This window comes from Ktedonospora formicarum, assembly GCF_016587355.1.
In the GTDB taxonomy this organism is placed as follows: domain Bacteria; phylum Chloroflexota; class Ktedonobacteria; order Ktedonobacterales; family Ktedonobacteraceae; genus Ktedonobacter; species Ktedonobacter formicarum.
Map to the genome: position 1 here is coordinate 268402 of NZ_BNJF01000004.1, position 17589 is coordinate 285990.

The 17589-nt window shown below is 52.0% G+C and carries 16 protein-coding genes; 6 read left to right on the plus strand and 10 right to left on the minus strand.

Features of this window, described 5'->3' with window-relative positions; translation table 11 throughout:
• Nucleotides 1-87: 87 nt before the first annotated feature.
• Nucleotides 88-381 (plus strand): hypothetical protein, encoded by a 294-nt coding sequence (locus K3T82_RS32810; RefSeq protein WP_220197744.1) that lies wholly within the window; start codon nt 88-90, stop codon nt 379-381.
• A 284-nt stretch (nt 382-665) separates the two neighbouring features.
• Here the strand turns inward: K3T82_RS32810 and K3T82_RS32815 are convergent, their stop codons facing one another.
• Nucleotides 666-2168 (minus strand): FAD-binding oxidoreductase, encoded by a 1503-nt coding sequence (locus tag K3T82_RS32815; RefSeq protein ID WP_220197745.1) that lies wholly within the window; start codon nt 2166-2168, stop codon nt 666-668.
• Between the two features lie 676 nt (nt 2169-2844).
• On the opposite strand from K3T82_RS32815, the gene K3T82_RS32820 reads away from it, so the two are divergent.
• Nucleotides 2845-3168 (plus strand): hypothetical protein, encoded by a 324-nt coding sequence (locus K3T82_RS32820; RefSeq protein ID WP_220197746.1) that lies wholly within the window; start codon nt 2845-2847, stop codon nt 3166-3168.
• Nucleotides 3169-4263: 1095 nt separating this feature from the next.
• Nucleotides 4264-5397, plus strand: a complete 1134-nt coding sequence (locus tag K3T82_RS32825; protein WP_220197747.1) for an RNA-guided endonuclease InsQ/TnpB family protein — start codon at nt 4264-4266, stop codon at nt 5395-5397.
• Between the two features lie 389 nt (nt 5398-5786).
• On the opposite strand, the gene K3T82_RS32830 is transcribed toward K3T82_RS32825, so the two are convergent.
• A complete protein-coding gene (locus tag K3T82_RS32830; protein ID WP_220197748.1) occupies nt 5787-6326 on the minus strand; it encodes a hypothetical protein in 540 nt (179 codons plus the stop codon).
• Between the two features lie 717 nt (nt 6327-7043).
• Between K3T82_RS32830 and K3T82_RS32835 the strand changes: the two genes are divergently transcribed.
• On the plus strand, nt 7044-7517 hold the full coding sequence (locus tag K3T82_RS32835; protein ID WP_220197749.1) for a hypothetical protein: 474 nt from the start codon (nt 7044-7046) through the stop codon (nt 7515-7517).
• 568 nt (nt 7518-8085) lie between these two features.
• A complete protein-coding gene (locus K3T82_RS32840) occupies nt 8086-8592 on the plus strand; it encodes a hypothetical protein (RefSeq protein WP_220197750.1) in 507 nt (168 codons plus the stop codon).
• A gap of 496 nt (nt 8593-9088) precedes the next feature.
• On the opposite strand, the gene K3T82_RS32845 is transcribed toward K3T82_RS32840, so the two are convergent.
• Together K3T82_RS32845 and K3T82_RS32850 are read right to left on the minus strand one after the other, a co-directional pair.
• Nucleotides 9089-9550 carry a choice-of-anchor P family protein gene (locus K3T82_RS32845; protein ID WP_220197751.1) on the minus strand — a complete coding sequence of 154 codons (462 nt, stop codon included), beginning with the start codon at nt 9548-9550 and terminating at the stop codon, nt 9089-9091.
• Nucleotides 9547-11448 (minus strand): FG-GAP repeat domain-containing protein, encoded by a 1902-nt coding sequence (locus K3T82_RS32850; protein ID WP_220197752.1) that lies wholly within the window; start codon nt 11446-11448, stop codon nt 9547-9549. Before K3T82_RS32850 ends, K3T82_RS32845 begins: the two co-directional genes overlap by 4 nt.
• 728 nt (nt 11449-12176) lie before the next feature.
• Between K3T82_RS32850 and K3T82_RS49305 the strand changes: the two genes are divergently transcribed.
• A complete protein-coding gene (locus K3T82_RS49305; RefSeq protein WP_268886702.1) occupies nt 12177-12299 on the plus strand; it encodes a hypothetical protein in 123 nt (40 codons plus the stop codon).
• Nucleotides 12300-12351: 52 nt separating this feature from the next.
• Here K3T82_RS49305 and K3T82_RS32860 read toward each other — a convergent pair whose 3' ends face one another.
• From K3T82_RS32860 to K3T82_RS32885, 6 genes are all read right to left on the minus strand, one after another.
• Nucleotides 12352-12567, minus strand: a complete 216-nt coding sequence (locus K3T82_RS32860) for a hypothetical protein (RefSeq protein ID WP_220197754.1) — start codon at nt 12565-12567, stop codon at nt 12352-12354.
• A 30-nt stretch (nt 12568-12597) separates the two neighbouring features.
• Nucleotides 12598-13059: an IS66 family transposase gene (locus tag K3T82_RS32865; protein WP_220197755.1), complete on the minus strand. Its 462-nt coding sequence runs from the start codon at nt 13057-13059 to the stop codon at nt 12598-12600.
• Between the two features lie 355 nt (nt 13060-13414).
• Nucleotides 13415-14638 (minus strand): M20/M25/M40 family metallo-hydrolase, encoded by a 1224-nt coding sequence (locus K3T82_RS32870; protein ID WP_220197756.1) that lies wholly within the window; start codon nt 14636-14638, stop codon nt 13415-13417.
• 565 nt (nt 14639-15203) lie between these two features.
• On the minus strand, nt 15204-15806 hold the full coding sequence (locus K3T82_RS32875) for a pentapeptide repeat-containing protein (protein ID WP_220197757.1): 603 nt from the start codon (nt 15804-15806) through the stop codon (nt 15204-15206).
• Between the two features lie 135 nt (nt 15807-15941).
• Nucleotides 15942-17006 (minus strand): toll/interleukin-1 receptor domain-containing protein, encoded by a 1065-nt coding sequence (locus K3T82_RS32880; protein ID WP_220197758.1) that lies wholly within the window; start codon nt 17004-17006, stop codon nt 15942-15944.
• A gap of 116 nt (nt 17007-17122) precedes the next feature.
• Nucleotides 17123-17554, minus strand: a complete 432-nt coding sequence (locus K3T82_RS32885; protein WP_220197759.1) for a serine/threonine-protein kinase — start codon at nt 17552-17554, stop codon at nt 17123-17125.
• Nucleotides 17555-17589: the final 35 nt, after the last annotated feature.

The window sequence follows — 17589 nt, forward strand, 5'->3', positions numbered from 1 at the left end:
TATACGCTGGTGTTTGCAAGCCATTGAGCTCCCATCGTTACCAAGAGCCATTTCGGATAACGGTTCTTCTCGGCGCGCCCGTTTACCGTGCTACTCCCCTATGATCCCAGTTGCGATGCCTGCGCAGCAACCTTGTATGTCTCATTTTGTCGCGTCTATGGGCTCGAACCCGTTGGTTTGTTTCGGCAAGCCTATCCGCCTACACCTGGCGAGCGTCTCATCGATCCTCCGTTTCCCCTGCTGGAGCGTCTTGCGCGGTGGGAAGGCATTTCCATGCCCTCCGTATGGGATCGAACCCACTTTCATCATCTCGTGCGTTTGCTCGCCACAACCCTAGTCACATGCCTCACCCAGACACCCATTGGCAAGCGCCTACGATAACACACCCATCTAAGCAACCCATAAAAGACAAACTCCCGCATGAAACATCCTTTGCCGCATCATTGGCACAGTCCTTCATCTTTCTGTAAAAAGGTGAAGGACTGTGCATTGTTTTTTCACCACAAGAAGAAAGATCTCTCTGGGTCCGAAACACAGGCGCGCATATCAGCGCCGCCGACAACGACGCGGCTCCCGTGAACCATATTGGCAGCTTGAAAGCTCATCAAGGCACGCAGGGATTCGTGCTCTTGGCTCTTGCGTCTCTCAAACGCACACCTCCAATGCTAAGTGAGAGGAATGCTCTGCTCAAAGTGGAAGACATTCTCAGGGTCATACATACGCTTGACCTCCTGGAGCCTGGCAAGGTTGTCGCCATAATAGACCGTGAGGTCGGTGATGCTGCGGTCGGGAACATTAATGTAAGATCCATTGACATAGGGCTGCAGCGCTTCACGGAATTGCTCAACCCATGCGGTAGCCGGACCCTCCTCCGTATCATTCGTCCAGGGGCAGTCCCACTCCATGTAGAACTGCGCATCTCTATGGTAGAACGCCGTGGCATCGGTTGGTATCCTGCTCACCGCGCCACCCCAGCTCAAGCACCAGATATTGGCCTGCGAGATGGGGGCATTCGCCAGGAAACGATGGACCGTTTCAAGTGCCTCAGGCGGAAAGGCGTCATAGACCCAGACCGAGGAAAACTTGTCAGGGCGCGGTGGATCGGGAGGGGCAGCGAAGTGCAGCCAGGCATCAACATAGGGCATGGTCTGGATCGTCACTTTGGGCGTGCCAATCCCAAACAGCGGTTGGAGCAACTGGCGCAACGGTGTCTCCTGTGATCCGATGAAGAGACCAGAGGAGGTAATGGTGCCATCTTTCTGGGAATTCGCGTTGAAGACCGAGCCCAGTTGATCGTCTGCAAAGGGAGTCAAGGACTGCCAGACGCTCAAAAGCTCACTCACATGTTGCCAATCGGCGGAACCCCAGGTTGCCTCATAGATCGTAACAGTGGAGATAGGGCGAATGGTGAAGGTGAAGGAGGTCGCGATGCCGAAGTTGCCTCCGCCCCCTCCACGACACGCCCACAGCAGGTCGGGATGGTTATGCTCGTCGATCTGGATGACTTCGGCACCTTGTTTGCCACTGGGGATCACCATTTCGACGCCAACCAGGTGATCAGAAGCCAGGCCCATGGATCGAGCGAGCATGCCGATGCCTCCACCGAGCGTCACTCCACCTATACCAGGGGTTTTCTCTCCTCCGCTGGGAATAGCGTACCCGATCTTCCCCAGCGCTGTGACGACCGCCCCTTGGGTGACCCCAGTCTGGACCGTCGCGACCTCTGCGCTTGTATCAACGTGAATCTGGTTCATATCACTCACGTCAATGACGACCCCATCATCCAGCGATGACCATCCTTCCAGGCAGTGCCGACCGCTTCGTGCTCGCAAGGCGACATTATGTTCCCGGCACCAACTGAGCGCATTCACGACATCCTGCACGTTTTGACAAAAGACGATGACGATGGGGAACTTGGAGAACTGCCTGGCCCAGCCCAAACGAGCGCTATCATACTCCGGGCTATTGGGAAAGACAAGACGCCCTGTTAGCTTGGTCCCCGACTCACCAGGTCCTCCATCGTGAAGAGCAGCCATGGCATGATCATCGAGACCAGCTATTTGGAATCCTTCCAAACAACTGGTTCCTGCGAGGGCTGCCAGAGCCTGGAGAACCTTTCGCCGCGAGGTCGGAGCTTCGGCGAATGCATCAAATCGTGTTGATTTCATCTTCGTTTGCACCTTTTGAAGGATATGAGCACGATGTTCTTACATCCGTACGTCTAGTAGATAGTTACATAAATAAGCAGCTTTTTACAGCGAATAACGAAGAAGAAGAAGCATTGTTTTCCTTACTTCGTTACGGCAAAGACACTATCTACTGGCAGTCTAGCCTGTGGGCTAAAAAGAGAAATCTACCTACACTTACTTATCGTAGGATTTCCCATGGGGAAGGGAGCTTCACTGTCTTGCGAACAAGATTGCTCTATGGGCAGCACGTGCTCCATCAGAGAAAGAGGTAAACGCTGAAAATGGCTGAGGCTTAGCACGGCAACTGGAATTCCGTTTTTGTTGTCCTTTCACACTATTTCTTGTGTTTGTCTTCAGTTTTATAAAAAAAAGGAGACCTGGAAAAGAAATTGTAGCGTTCCCCTCATTTAGGTTTAGGATGTTCGTTTATATTAGATGAGATGTGTTAAAAACTCTTTAGGACTTCTCATCCAAAGGGAGAATTGTATGGAATTTTCAGTTCGTGCGAAGCTTGTGTGCCTGACTGTCTTCGGCAGCTTGCTCGCCCTCTTGCTGCTCCTTGGGACGGCCCATTCGGCATCAGCTGCCAGTGTCAAGACCAACGTGCCAACGAAAATTGCAATGCCTCTGCCAGATGGTCCAGGCTATGGTGGCTATGGATCTTCCGCTCCCAGCTATAGTGGCTATGGATCTTCCACTCCGCACTATGGTGGCTATGGCGGGTACTCTCGCCCGTACTCCTATGGCGGGTACTCTCGCCCGTACTCCTATGGCGGGTACTCTCGTCCGTACTCCTATGGCGGGTACTCTCGTCCGTACTCCTATGGCGGATATTCTGGCGGATATTCCCATCCGTACTCCTATGGCGGGTACTCTCGTCCGTACTCCTATGGCGGATATTCTGGCGGATATTCCCATCCGTACTCCTATGGCGGCATGCGCTAAGAAGAACCTGCACATGGTGAATAGGTGGTCATGACTGGGTCACTCGTACTCTGTCAAAGCACAAGAGAGAAGGGCGGTGTCAGCCTCTCTACACCCCCTTCCCTCGCCTCAGACCTTACACCATGTAAACAATGTTTGATTGTCCATGAGTGGAAACTGGAGAATGGAGAATTGAGACAGTCAGATACCCCATGCATAAGATTGATACTTTCCCCTTCCGTCAAGCACGAGGGTTAAAACAAGTTTCTTGAAGAGTGGACAAATAGTTCTTTCTGTTAACATCTGCTGCTCTTGCATTCGCATCTCGTTTCTGCGAGAATTACTCCTTGTACGGTGAGTTACACCGGAATGTACGCCTGTGGAGATCCTGTAAGACCTGGTCTATCCAGGCACGTTGTTCGTTGAAGCAGGAACCGAACGCCAGATAGGGCTTGTCCCTCTTTGGGGAAGTTTCGGATAACGGATACTTTCTTCATCCAAGTGGCTTGCAGGATCGCATAGCTAAGATACTGTAGCGACCCTCCTGTCCAGAAGCGTTTCATACACGCAGTGGTGCATCAGTTGTAGGGTAGAGGGCTGGCGAGTTGCCGTTTCCGGAACGTTTCCACTCTCCACCCTCCGAACCAGTGCTTGCAATTTTCATGCACACTGCTTTCCAGCTTCCGATAGCTTCCCAGCTCGGCCCTCTGCATTATGCATACTTTCCTTTTCTGCTATCGTACCACCTTCCCTTTGTATCGAACATTGCTTTGGTCTCATTTGGGTACGATGAGACCTCCGTCATCATAGGCTCACGCCCGTCGGCGATCCCACATTTGCGCTTGTGAAATGTTGAGGATAGCAGCATGGTGATCCCTGTTGAGCACCATACCGCAACTGGTACAGTTGTGGATACACACTCAGATGCTTTTTAAGATGTGTGCCCCTCTGAGCAGTTCTGACACGTGAGATGAGGTGAGATGGCAATCATCGTGATGGGTAGTGTTTTCCAGCTTTAACATGTAGGGCTATAATTCGTTTTCATTTCTTGAGACAGAAAGTGACAAATAGGTACATGTGCCCCCTTGCCAGCGCCGTGATTTTCTGGTATATTTGTTCTACTTTCGACACAGAGGGAGAAGCACAACCGATGGTCCGTGGGTATCGGGGAGAACTTGACCTCAATAACGCGCAAAAGACGCTCTGCCGCAAACATGCTGGAGCCGCTCGCTGGGCGTACAATTATGGTCTTCGTCGCAAACAAGAGACCTACAAAGCCGGGCAGAAAACGCCCACCGCCATCGATCTGCATCGCGAGATCAATGCCCTCAAACCCTCTGAGCCTTGGATGCGCGAGGTCAGCAAGTGCGCCTTCCAAGAGGGATTGCGTGACCTGGATGCCGCCTTCAAGCACTTCTTTCGCAAGTGCCGGCTCAAAAAAGAGGGCACCTGGAAAGGCTCGTGTGGCTATCCCCGCTACAAAAGCCGGAAGAAAGCCATCGGTGGCGCTCGCTTCACCGGGAGCATTCGGGTGTTTCCTGATGCCATCCAGTTGCCTCGGTTGGGAAGGCTCCGACTCAAAGAGCACGGCTATTTCCCTCTCAATGGCAAGATCAGCAGTGCCACCATCCATGAGCAAGCAGGCAGATGGTTTGTCTCCATCTGTGTGCACGAGGAAGCGAAAGCACCCCAGCCAGCCACAGGTGACGTCATTGGAGTGGATCTGGGAATCAAACGACTGGCAACCCTCTCAGATGGACGTACCTTCGAGAATCTCAAGGCGCTACGCAAGAAGATCACGGCGTTAAAGCGCACGTCGCGACACCATAGTCGCAAGGTCAAAGGATCACGCAATCGCCAGAAAGCCCGCGCAGCGCCTCTCGCGAATGCATGCACGGATCGCCAATGTGCGCAAAGATGCCTTGCACGCGCGCGACGGCTCAGATCGTGGCGAGAACCCGCGCCCGATGCCGAGCGGCCGCGTGTGATCGTTCTAGAAGATTTGAATGTTGCGGGCATGCTCAAGAACCGCAGGTTGGCCCGAGCCATTGCCGATGTGGGTATGTACGAGTTCAAGCGGCAAATCCTGTACAAAGCCGAACAGGCAGGGGTACAGGTGCTGCTGGCCTCGCGCTGGGAGCCCTCCTCAAAAACCTGTTCGTGTTGTGGCTGGATCAATGAGGCGCTCACCCTTTCGGATCGGGTCTTTGTCTGTCTGGAATGTGGAAGCGTGCAAGACCGAGATGCCAATGCCGCCAACAATCTCGCGGCCTTGGCACAATGAACAGAGCGTACCGCAAGTTCTGCGGGAAGTGACGCCTGTGGAGCAGGTGTAAGACGAGCGAAACGCTTGCAATCTGCGTTGTACCCCCTCGAGGGTTGAAGCAGGAACCGAACACGAAATGTGGACTGTCCATGTTTGGGTCAGTTTCGGAGAACGGGAGGTGGTCAATGAGTTCATCTCGCATACGACCATAAACGAAGGCTTGATGGTGATGGAAATCACTGTGAATCCCCTTCGCGATCACACATAGAATTGCCAAGAAGAGAGTGCCATAATATGGCACTCGTAATGATAATAGTTGGTTAGTCCTCAGGCGCGCCTTGGAGAGGGCTATCGGTGTCGGCGCTGTATCAGTATTGGTAGAGTTAAACCTAGCACCAGAGCCAAAGCTACCGTGTCATGCCACGGAACTCGCTACGGCCACGAATGAAGCCACCACCACGATCGAATCTGCTCCCACGAATGAAGCCACCACCACGATCGAATCTGCTTCCACGAATGAAGCCACCACCACGATCGAAATCGCCACTGCGCATGAACCTGAACCCACGAATGAAGCCGCCACCACGATAGAAACTGCCGCCTTGGTAGAAACTGCTCCCGCCACCACCCTGGTAGACACCACCGCTAGAGACTCCGCCACCACTAGAGACTCCGCCACCACTAGAGACTCCGCCACCTTGGTAGGCGCCACTGCTAGAGACTCCACCACCTTGGTAGACGCCACTGCTAGAGACTCCACCACCTTGGTAGACGCCACTGCTAGAGACTCCACCACCCTGGTAGACGCTGCCACCCTGGTAGACGCTGCCACCCTGGTAGAAGCCACCACTACGATAGAACCTGAACCCACGAATGAAGCCGCCACCACGAATGAAACCGCCACCGCGATAGAAGTCGCCACCACGATAGAAATCGCCACTGCGCATGAACCTGCTTCTGCTAGAGACGCTACGGCCATATTCACCAAACAATCCTGGACCTCTAGGCACCGCGACCGTGCGCCCTGCACGTGTGTTTGAATATGAGGTCGAGGCAGACGCAGGAGTAGTGATACTTGCCCAAAGGAGTAACGCCGGGACTATACTTGCGACAATAAAACAGGCAATCTTTCTCATGGAAATGGTCACTCCGTTTCTTCTCTACACTTCAGCATCAAAAATCTCTACGAAAGCTACTACAATACCGTTCCCCGGTTTCTACTATAGAAAGAGGCAAAAGCTCAGAAATGGGTATCTGTTGTCGAGATGCCGATCGCTTTTTGCTCAGGCAGGGGCAGAGCCAACAATGAAAATATCTCTTGCACCATCTTTCAGGCAGAACCCAAACGCTGTGGAGAAAAATCTCAGTGTACTCTCCCGCATCTTGCGAATGAGCAGCTTGAAACACTCAATAAGGCGGAACGTGAGCTCATGTGTCGCTTGAACAGACTCTAGAGGATGTACCATAGCAGCAGGTCGCGAAAGACTGGTGGCGAATGCTTTCCTTTCACACTATTTCTTGTGTTTGTCTTCAGTTTTATAAAAACAAAGAGACCTGGAAAAGAATTTGTAGCGTTTTCCCAATTGAAGATGTAAATAAAAATTTACATTAGATGAGATGTGCTAAACACTCTTTAGGACTTCTCATCCAAAGAGAGGAATTTGATGGAATTTTCAGTTCGTGCGAAGCTTGTGTGCCTGACCGTCTTGGGCAGTTCGCTCGCCCTCTTGCTGCTCCTTGGGACAACCCATTCGGCATCAGCAGCCAGTGTCAAGACCAACGTGCCAACGAAAGCTGCAATACCTCTGCCAGATGGTCCAGGCGCTTCAGGCGTCATACCGAGAACTCAACTGCCAGAATACTATGAACGCCAACGGCTCGAAGAAGAGGAAATCGCAAAAAGGGCAGTCGAAGAAAAGGCGGCACCTGCTCAACAGCGCGCTTATGGGTCGTCCTACCGACCATACTCCTATGGATCATCGTATCGACCATACTCCTATGGATCATCGTATCGACCGTACTCCTATGGGTCGTCATACCGACCATACTCCTATGGATCGTCATACCGACCATACTCCTATGGGTCGTCCTATCGACCGTACTCCTATGGAGGATACTCCCACGGATCCATGCGCTAAGAGGAACCAGTGCATGGTGAGTAGGTGGTCATGACCGGGTCACTCGTATTCTGTAAAAGCACAAGAGAGAAGGGTGGTGTCAGCCCTCTGCACGCCCTTCTCTCGCCGCAGGTGGCACACCTTACAAACGACGCTTGCCAGTCCACAAGTGGGAACTAGAGAATTGAGACAGTCAGAGACACCATGCAGAAGAGCAAACACAGACAGGCTCCAATCCCTTCTTCACGACACAATCTCTCGACCATCCGTCTTGAGACTCGCACATGTGTTGCTCGCCTGTCTTTTGTGCGAGCAGTGCAAACTCGAAGGTGCGCTTGCCCGCTGGTGTGTGGAACTCCAGCATGCTCCCCTTGCACAATGATGCAACCATTCAGCAAGGCAGCAACAAGACTTCCGTTTTTGTTATACTCGCCCAATATTTCTTGTGTTTGTCTTCAGTTTTATAAAAACAAAGAGACCTTGAACGGAGATTGTAGCGCTCGCATCATTTAGGATAAAAATGCTCGTTTGCATCAGATGAGATGTGCTAAATACCCTTTAGGACTTCTCATCCAAAGAGAGGAATTTGATGGAATTTTCAGTTCGTGCGAAGCTTGTTTACCTGACTGTCTTCAGCAGTTCGCTCGCTCTCTTGCTGCTCCTTGGGACGGCCCATTCGGCATCAGCTGCCAGTGTCAAGACCAACATGCCAACGAAAGTTGCAATGGCTCAGCTAGATGGTGACGTGCCTACACATCTCATCACGCCATCATTAGAACCAATTGAACGCGAACGGTACGCAGCAGAAGCAGCCAAACGATACCAAGAGGCATATCCTCGATCGTACTCCTATGGTGGATCTTCCCGTCCGTACTCCTATGGTGGATCTTCCCGTCCATACTCCTATGGTGGATCTTCCCGTCCATACTCCTATGGTGGATCTTCCCGTCCGTACTCCTATGGTGGATCTTCCCGTCCATACTCCTATGGTGGATCTTCCCGTCCATACTCCTATGGTGGATCTTCCCGTCCATACTCCTATGGTGGATCTTCCCGTCCGTACTCCTATGGCGGCATGTATGGCGGCATGCGCTAAGAAGAGCCGGCACATGGTGAGTAGGTGGTCATGACCGGGTCACTCGTACTCTGTCAAAGCACAAGAGAGAAGGGTGGTGTCAGCCCTCTGCACTCCCTTCTCTCGCCGCAGGTGGCACACCTTACAAACGACGCTTGCCAGTCCACAAATGGGAACTGGAGAATTGAGACAGTCAGAGACACCATGCAGAAGAGCAAGCACAGACAGACTCCAATCCATTCTCCACGACGCAACCTCCCAGCCATCCGTCTTGAGACGCTCACATGTGTTGCTTGTCTGTCTTTTGTGCGAGCAGGGCAAAAGCACGTGCCCACTAGCGCATGGGCTCCAGTACGCCACCGTTCATTGTGCCACCTTGAGTCGATTCCTAGCGAGCGTCGATCGTCCCTGTCTGGAAGCGTTTCGTCGGCTCTTTGAACAGCCATGAAGCGTGCTTCTCTCTGAGGAAGTCTCTCCCTTCCTTAGAGGAGTTTCCTCAGAGAGCAGCCGCTACGGATTAGGAAAGTGTGATACCCGCTTCCGCATGCCCGACCACGATGTCCGTGCCCGCTTGAGGCCCTGTGGTGATCCGGAGATGCAGCGCGTTCACCACGATCAAGATCCGGTTGGCATCCTGTGTTATCGTCTGCTCATTGAGCGTGACTGTGCCCGAACCATCAGCCATCGGGATCACCATATTGGCTTGCGGACCAAAGTGAGCCGGGAAGGTTGTGCTGCCGATAGACAATGTAGCGAAAGTTGTTGTCCCCCGCAGTTTGTGTTCCCCACTGGGCCAAGACAGGTCGCCATGAGCTGTAGCCGTGATGCCCGAGGCGACAATGCCCAAACCATGTAGCCCACCAATCGCGGAGGAGGCATCGACATGGGGGAGCGTTGTCGTCAGCGCACCAGAGACCTTATCGGTGATGGCTGTCACACGCAGACCTTGCCTGGATAGTCGCACCGAAGGCACCGTCACTGTATGTGTGCCTCCTGTCGAGGGAATCGAGACATCGCCAAAGGGAGCTTGCGGCGGCGTGAGATGCTGCCCCCGAAGGCCCGAGCATGCAGGTGAGTCGCCTTGACAATTGCCTGACCACTCCCAGTGGCAGTACGTGTGCCTTCCCTTACGCTGACAGTCAGGGGGAAGGTGCCGCCCCGGCTGTAGGTATGGCTCCCACTTACCCTCAACGTGCCGTCATGATTGGGCACCACCGTTCCAGGGGTTGCGGCAGAGCCATCCCCCCAGTTGATGGTCACGGTTGTATCGTTGGCGCTGAAGGCTCCGTTAATCGTGGCCACAGTCCCGTGAAAGGGCACGTGTGCTGAGGCATGAATAGTATTCACCTGCACAACTTGTACGCCCGTTGCCGATTGCACCATCGCCTGACCGTAACCGGAAGTCACGTTGGGTCCCTCTTCCGCTATGACATACAACGTGTAGGTCCCTGGGGTGGTGTAGGTATGGCTCCCACTCACCGTCAACGTACCATCAGAATTGGCACTCACCGTCCCTGAGGTATTGGGAGTACCATCCCCCCAGTTGATGGTTGCCGTCGTATCGTTGGCGCTTCTGGCTCCCCTGATGATGGCCACGGCTCCATTGAAGGGGACATTCACTGTGGCATGGATGGTGTTCACCTGCACAACGGGTAACTGTAGTAAGACCGTGACCGTATTGTCGCCGTTGTTGGTAGCTACGATACCCGGCTCCCTATTGTTAAGGAAATCGCCCACCGCGACACTCCAGGGACCCTGTCCAACACTATAGGGGCTCTCTATAGGGGTCGCGAAGGTACCGTCCCCATTGCCTAACAAGACCGTGACCGTGCCGTCGGCGGAGTTGGCAGTGACGATATCCAGGTTGCCATCGTTATTGAAATCGCCCACGGCAACACCGATAGGCTCCTGTCCAACGTCATAGAACCGTGCGCTTTGGAAGGTGTTGTCCCCATTGTTCAGCCAGACTGCGATATTGTTGCTGTAATAGTTGGTAGTGACGATATCCCATTTCCCATCGTTATTGAAATCGCCCACGGCGACATTGTAGCAATAGATGTCCTCTGCCCCCCAGGCCTGTGGGGATTGGAAGGTGCCGTTCCCATTGCCTAACAAGACCACGGCCACACCCTGATTGCCGTATATGGTGCTGGCAGGGATGGTAGTGACGATATCCAGGTTGCCATCGTTATTGAAATCGCCCACGCCGATGCCCCAAGGGAGACCAGCAAAGTTAAAACTAATGGGGCTGCCCGGAGCGGCCGTGAAGGTACCGTCCCCATTGCCAAGCAAGACCGTGATCGTGCCATCAGCACCGTTAGAGTAGTCACCGTAGTTGACAGTGACAATATCCAGGTTGCCATCGTTATTGAAATCACCCACGGCGACAGAGGTGGGATTGGTGCCAACACTAGGGGGGCTGCCCGGAGCAGCCGCGAAGGTACCATCTCCATTGCCAAGCAAGACCGTGACCGTGTTGTCGTCATAGTTGGCAGTGACAATATCCAGGTTGCCATCGTTATTGAAATCGCCCACGGCTAACGCGTAGGGACCTTGTCCAACACCAGGGGGGGAGCCCGGAGCGGCTGTGAAGGTGCCATCCCCATTGTTCAATAAGATCGTGACCGTGTTGCCACCATAGTTAGCAGTGACGATATCCAGTTTGCCATCGTTATTGAAATCGCCCACGCCGACAGGGGTGGGTCGTGGGCCAACAGGGTAAGGTGTAGCCTGGAACGGCAGGTGGGACGATAGTGGGTCTGCTATTCCCATGCTCCTGATGGCATCCGATACCTCGGAATGCCTCCCTAAGACGCCTGTCGTTTCTTGCACCATCATTTCCATTGCTGTGAGCTTCTTCATCTCTTCTTGCGACATGTCCACACGGCTCCTTTTAGCGATGGCTGCTCCCGCTCCCTTTGAGGATGGGGAGTCGATTGCTTCAAGACGTTGCATACAGATGCACGTTTTACGAAGGCCGATGATCAGGCATTGAGTGTCCGGCGAAAGGTAGATCGAGGGTTGGAAGGAAAGCACCTCTCTTTCTCAGGCAGGCTGCGTGTCACTGCCCTAGAACATGAGAAATCATGCATACCTTGTATTATCTATAGTACACTTACTATTGTAAGTATAATGTGTTTAAAGAAAAAAGACAAGGATATGCACTATTTAGAGAAAATATTCGATGTAGTGCAATGGGAGGAGCAACGAGCCGCATGAGCCTTTCCCAGCTATCTAGTACAGTGAAGAGGGCTGGGTTGGTTTGCAGAAATAATTCATGAACACCCTGCTCAGACGGGTTCATGTTCCTCGTAGAGCCTCTCCCCCAGCAAGGATAATGAGAGAACCAACACAAGAGTATCTCTCAAACGTGGACAGTGACATCCGTTCAAAGGTTTCGGCAGGAAACAAGAAGGTGGGGTTCATACAGCCTTCAATCCGCAACTTTATTGTTCGTGAACAGCGACAGGAAATGCGCCAATTGTGTCAGATCCAATAATTAAGTCAAATGACAAATACCAGCGCTGATGGACTTGTTCTTGAAAACGAGATAACGATCGCATTATTGTAACCATTCAGGAGGCCTAGAAAGAAGGGAGTACGGGATGACCAGCGCAAGCGAGTTCAAGCGCTGTGAGGACATTCATCCCTTGTTTACGCAGCGTGGAAAGGTAGCCACGGATCCGACAAAAGGCTTGCACCCCAAGCAGGCTGCTTCCGCAGCCTGAAATCTTTTGTTGCACCTTGAACATGCGAATATCGCGCTCAGCCTGCGAGTTATCAAATGGCACGTCTAAGTTGGACAAAAAGCGCAAGACCGCTTCCTGTTGACTGCTTGGCTTTGCCTTGTTTCTTCTTGGTTGGAGCAGACTCTGGTGGATTGGCCTCATAGCCTTGGTGAAGCAGGTGCCCATAACGAGTGACCAACTCCTCAAAGATAGGAGGATCCAGACAGCAGTCTCCAGAGGCCGTAGCGAGGTCCACCTCTCTTTTCATATGGAGCAGCAGATCCTTGAGCTCTTTTGCCTACATCTGGTGGTGTTGCTCAGCCATGAAGGTGAGCTCTCGCAGGTGATGCACATTGCACAGAGCGTGCGCACAGTCGTAGCGTTGATAGCTTTTCCAGCCATCGCGCACGCTGATGTCTTGGAAGGTGGGCAAGATACCGATGGCATCGAGGGCTTCACCACCTCGTTTGGGATGGCAAGCATAATGCGTCAGGCGAGCGGTGGCACTCACATGCACCCAGTGGCACTGCCCCATCACGTAGCAGCCGGTTTCATCTTGATGGAGCACCTCTGCAGCCTTTAAGGCCTCTTTGATGCGCTCCTCAACAGGAATGAGATGGGTTGCACAGCGTTGGACCAGGGCTTGTAAGGCCCCGGGACTCATGCTCTGTCCAAGCAGAGTGTTACGGGTGCGACAAGAAATTTTGCGCGTAGATGTACCAACGCTTTGTGCCACCTTTTCTCTAGACTCAAAGCCCATCGAGGTATGTCTCCTCCTGCTATGAGCGGTCGCGATGGTATGATTTGCTGAAATTGAGAGGTATGAAGGAGATCATGGAAAGGAGAAAATTTTTCATCTCCTTTTCTAACATTGGAAAGCGCTGTTCCCCTTTATCGGCCAGATTGCACAGTTCTGTCGGTTCGTTAGGCGACGCGGTATGTACCAGTACCACATAGTATGCAAATCTGACAAAAAGAGGAGCCGTTCGGGAGCTTGTGGCTCCCGAACGGCTCCTTCCACCTCCTCTTAGGCCTTGTGAGCCGAGGGCATGACCCGAGCGCTGGTAGTGCTCAGGTCTGATCAGCGCGAAGGGAGAGCAGTGGATGGCAGATGATCAGTCTCCCATCTTCCACATCGAGCACACGTAGCCGATAAAGCTCGCCACAAAGACGAACTTGTCGACCAGCGGCTTGCCGAGAAGCATGTGCTCCTCAGCGCCATTGTGGTCTCCATCACCGAGCGGGCCCATGCTCGCAAGCACAGGTACCTCAAACTCGGCGAACGCGTTCGCGTCCGACGTCCCCCCCTTCCACTCAGTGCCGAAGGGAAGATCAAGCCTCTCGGCTACCTCCTGCGCCATCCTGGCCAGACGGTTGATCCCTTCGGTGGGGGTATAGGGCGGCGGAGTAAAGGCGATGAGCTTGTACGTTGCTTCAACACCCTCCTCCAGGCCTCCTCTGTTCGTCCTGATTGTCTCCATGAAGCGGGAGATCAGGATGAACTCTTTCGGCGTCATGGCTCGGAAGGCCATTGTTACCTCTGCCTTTTCGGGGATAGTGGTGATCTGGATGCCAACTCCGCCGCTCAGGCTGGTGGCGTTGCAGCTCATGCCGGAATGCTGCGCTACCAGTTCCAGGAGACGCATGTACTTCGATGCAAGCGCATCGATCGCGGAGATCCCGCCTCCAATTCCAGAGTGCCCTGCCTTTCCTCGAACCTCGAACTTGTAGACCTGTACGCCGCGTCGCGCAACGGTGACATGGATGCCGTCGCCGAGTCTCTTGTCTTGCGACTCGAACTCGAACCCGACATCGATGCTGTGCTCTCTCAGGAGTTGTCGGTACCACGGGCGGGAGTGCGGCGATGTCTGTTCCTCGTCGTTGTTGAGAATGACAAGGATCTTCCTGAAACCTGTGAAGTTCTGAGCGTGCAGAAAGCGCAGAGCCTCAAGCATGAGCAAGTTCCCCCCATGCATATCCGAGGTTCCCAACCCATAGAGACGCTCCTCCTCGATATGGGGCGGGTTCTGCGTGAGCTGCTCTCGGCTGTACACGGTATCGACGTGCCCGATCAAGGCGAGGGACACGTCGTCCTCGTCACCACTGCCCTTCAGTGTAGCTGCAAGGTTGTTCCCGTACTCGGGAACGTCATACAGCATGACCTCGAAGCCAAGCTCCTCCAGCCATTCCTTGTAGTAGCTGATTTTTGTGTTGATTCCCGGCACATATTGGGTGCCGGAAGCGATGGCGGCAAGCCGCATGAGAGTTTCGACGAAGTCCGCCAGGCGGACTTCGTCGAACCACCTGCGAGCTTCAACCACAAGAGGCAATGATGTCACTGCCCCTCTCCCTTCGGTTGGTAGGGGTGGATGGCTTGTTGTGCCTGGAAGGTGATAACCTTCGCGTCTATGATCCCCTCAAGGCTTGTGGCCTCTTAGATAAGAGATGTTTGTGAATGTACTGTAACCGATCAGGGCTTCGCGCTCAGAGCTGCAGATTGCCCTTGCAGGTCGCTTTGAGGAACATTGCGGGATCGAGCGTGTGGCTTCTAGACCCTTGAGTTATTCCCCACCTGTAGCTTCCCTGTGTGGAGAAGTAGCAGGCAGTGTCAAAGGCGATTATAGAAAATGACCAGCACAAATTGGTTGTGTATCTGAGCGCAAAAAAACTTGCCGCACCCGATGAGTTGTGAGAATCTGGATCATCTGAGCCTTGAGCGATGCAGGGACCGTGAAACCATACGTGTGCATCATCACCTGGGCCATCTCATGGACTGCGTGTGCGAGGGACATCTCCCTGACTTGCAGTGGGCTTTAGCGCTCTTGTTCCTCACTTTGGTATTGCTCTGATGTCTTCTCGATCTGCCTTCGAGACAACTGCTGGTCCGTTTCCTTTGTGTGATGCTCATGACGAGAGAGAGCCTCCCTTGATTCCATGGGAGCAGCATCTGCTAACAAGGCACACACGCGCTGCAACGCCTGAGAGGATCGCACTTTGCGCCGCCTCTGGTGCAATTGCGTGACGAGTAATAAAAGGGTCTGGAATACCTGCTCCTCGAAGAAAGCGCTCCGAAATGTTTCCCTGTGAGTGGTAAATGGTATCAATGCCAATGTGAGAAGGAGCCATGTGCCGAACGGTTTCGAGTCCTTGGGCCGTGCTTAGATCAACATCAACAAATATCGTTCTAGAAAAAAGGGCATGATGAAAACGCGTCTGGTGAAGCTTGGCGTCTTGAAAAAGAGCAACACTGAGATCCGAGATGCTAAGATCTGCGTGGTGAAGTCGAGTATGCCAGAGATTGGCAGATTCTAAACAGGCGCGTCGGAGACTTGTGCTCGTCAGATTTGCAAAGCTCAAGTTAGCACTGCGAAGGTTGGCAAAGCTAAGATTAAGTTCACTGAGATCTTCCTCATTAAGAAGTGGCCGTGCCTCTGGATGCTCTTCACGCCATGCATTCCATACAGTGACTCCTTGTTTGAGTATCTCAACGTGTTCTGGATTGGCCACATAAGCCTCCATTCTTCAATGGTTCTTTGCTAGTACAAAAAATTGCGATTACGACACTAATACATCTTTGAAGATTTATAGCCTCTTGAAAGGTAAATGGGTTTTCGCTCGTATTTCTCTTTTAAGTTCTTAAATTTACACTTGAAGATCATGCAGGAGCCGATCAAATGTTACCTGATAGTGGTCATAGTCTTTCCAACAGGTAAAGTTTCCTATGTGGCGTTGATGCTGTATAAGTGCTGGCCAACCACTATGACCTTGTTCGAAAATGGCTGTGTCAAGGCGTATTGGAAAAAGAACAGCTCTTTTTTCTCTTTGTTCCTTGGCTAATGCCATCTCTACTTCGTGTTCGACCCAGTCACTGGCTACTGAGTGTTTTGAGAGCACCAGAAGTAGTTTGTCATAAAGACGAATAGACTCATCAATACGTACTCTGATCTTGTCTCCAATTTTCATGTCGTGAGGTGCGAACCAACAGCGGACTCCCTGAGCCTGCAGATCAGCGTGCAGACGTTGCACAAAAAACGCATCTTTGCTGGAATAACTGATGAAACAGGTGTAGTAATTAATTGGCTGGTTGGTAAATGCATGGATATATTCGATAAAGATATCGGGAACACCCGTGTTGCGTAGAAAGATTTCGGACAATTTCCCTTGTGACTGAAAAATAGTATTAATGCTTATCGGCGATGGGCCCTCATGTTGAAGCGTTTTTAACCCATTGAGAACTCGCAGATCGAGGTCGCCGAAGATAGTCCATCCAAGTATGGCATTGTCCAAATTGACATTGGTGAGATTAGCATGAAGAAAACTCGCGCCATTCAGATTCGCTCCAGTCAAATTCGCTCCCTCAAGATTGGCGTCATAGAAGTTGGCACGGCTGAGATCTGCATAGGCAAAGTTTGTATACCCTAGATCAGCCCCTGTGATATTTGCACCAGTTAACACAGCGCCTCTGAAATTGCCTTTGTAGAGATTGGCATCATAGAGAGTTGCATAACGAAAATCGGCGTTGCTACAATTGGCTTCACTGAGCGTGGCTTCGTTAAGATTCGCATCATAGAGATGGATTGAAGGTATATAGGCTGCATGCAAATCAACATTTCTAAGATCTATCAGTTGCTGAGGACGCGCACGCCTCCAGGAGTTCCAATGATTAAACCCTTTTTTCAGAATGTTTACCTGCCGTTGATTTGCCATAAACCCTCCTTTACTTTGCTTTGCTTCTTTGCAGAGAGAGTATCGGGGTAAAGCTGCTTAACATGATCTGTTACAGAACCTAGTCGATCGATTCTTGTAGATCTATCAGAAAGGCACTAATAACGTTGAAAATGATATCTACAAGTAAATAATACGTTTTTCACGAACATGATGCAGGACAGATGCAACTCGTTTCTAATACAGGAAATAACCTCCTGCAATGAAAAAACAACTCCTTGCGGAATATGCTGGCAGAGGGGTTCATAAGGAGCATAGTTCATGGCCTGAAATAAAAGGTGCACATGCTTCTGGATACCAAAATCAAGCAAACGCACAATGTTGGGATGACTGAGTTCGGTATTAGTACCTGCTTTTCTCAAGAGATGGCATGATCGTGGTGTGAAAATACTGCTTTCTGAACCTAGATGATAGACAACCTGTCGATTTAAATAGAGATGGTGACCCAGATACACATTCGAAAAAGCGCCCTGTCCAAAGAAATAGGCCAAACGATAATGGCCGAAGAGCTCTTCAATTCGATCTTGCATCAAGCGTTACCTCTGTGTATGCATTAAGATGTGAT

Excerpts from the sequence above, each read along its gene's own strand:
- K3T82_RS32815 (WP_220197745.1), bottom strand. The coding sequence starts at position 2,168 with ATGAAATCAACACGATTTGATGCATTCGCCGAAGCTCCGACCTCGCGG.
- K3T82_RS32820 (WP_220197746.1), top strand. The coding sequence starts at position 2,845 with ATGGATCTTCCGCTCCCAGCTATAGTGGCTATGGATCTTCCACTCCGC.
- K3T82_RS32825 (WP_220197747.1), top strand. The coding sequence starts at position 4,264 with ATGGTCCGTGGGTATCGGGGAGAACTTGACCTCAATAACGCGCAAAAG.
- K3T82_RS32830 (WP_220197748.1), bottom strand. The coding sequence starts at position 6,326 with ATGCGCAGTGGCGATTTCTATCGTGGTGGCGACTTCTATCGCGGTGGC.
- K3T82_RS32835 (WP_220197749.1), top strand. The coding sequence starts at position 7,044 with ATGGAATTTTCAGTTCGTGCGAAGCTTGTGTGCCTGACCGTCTTGGGC.
- K3T82_RS32840 (WP_220197750.1), top strand. The coding sequence starts at position 8,086 with ATGGAATTTTCAGTTCGTGCGAAGCTTGTTTACCTGACTGTCTTCAGC.
- K3T82_RS32850 (WP_220197752.1), bottom strand. The coding sequence starts at position 11,448 with ATGTCGCAAGAAGAGATGAAGAAGCTCACAGCAATGGAAATGATGGTG.
- K3T82_RS49305 (WP_268886702.1), top strand. The coding sequence starts at position 12,177 with ATGACCAGCGCAAGCGAGTTCAAGCGCTGTGAGGACATTCATCCCTTG.
- K3T82_RS32860 (WP_220197754.1), bottom strand. The coding sequence starts at position 12,567 with ATGAAAAGAGAGGTGGACCTCGCTACGGCCTCTGGAGACTGCTGTCTG.
- K3T82_RS32865 (WP_220197755.1), bottom strand. The coding sequence starts at position 13,059 with ATGGGCTTTGAGTCTAGAGAAAAGGTGGCACAAAGCGTTGGTACATCT.
- K3T82_RS32880 (WP_220197758.1), bottom strand. The coding sequence starts at position 17,006 with ATGGCAAATCAACGGCAGGTAAACATTCTGAAAAAAGGGTTTAATCAT.
- K3T82_RS32885 (WP_220197759.1), bottom strand. The coding sequence starts at position 17,554 with ATGCAAGATCGAATTGAAGAGCTCTTCGGCCATTATCGTTTGGCCTAT.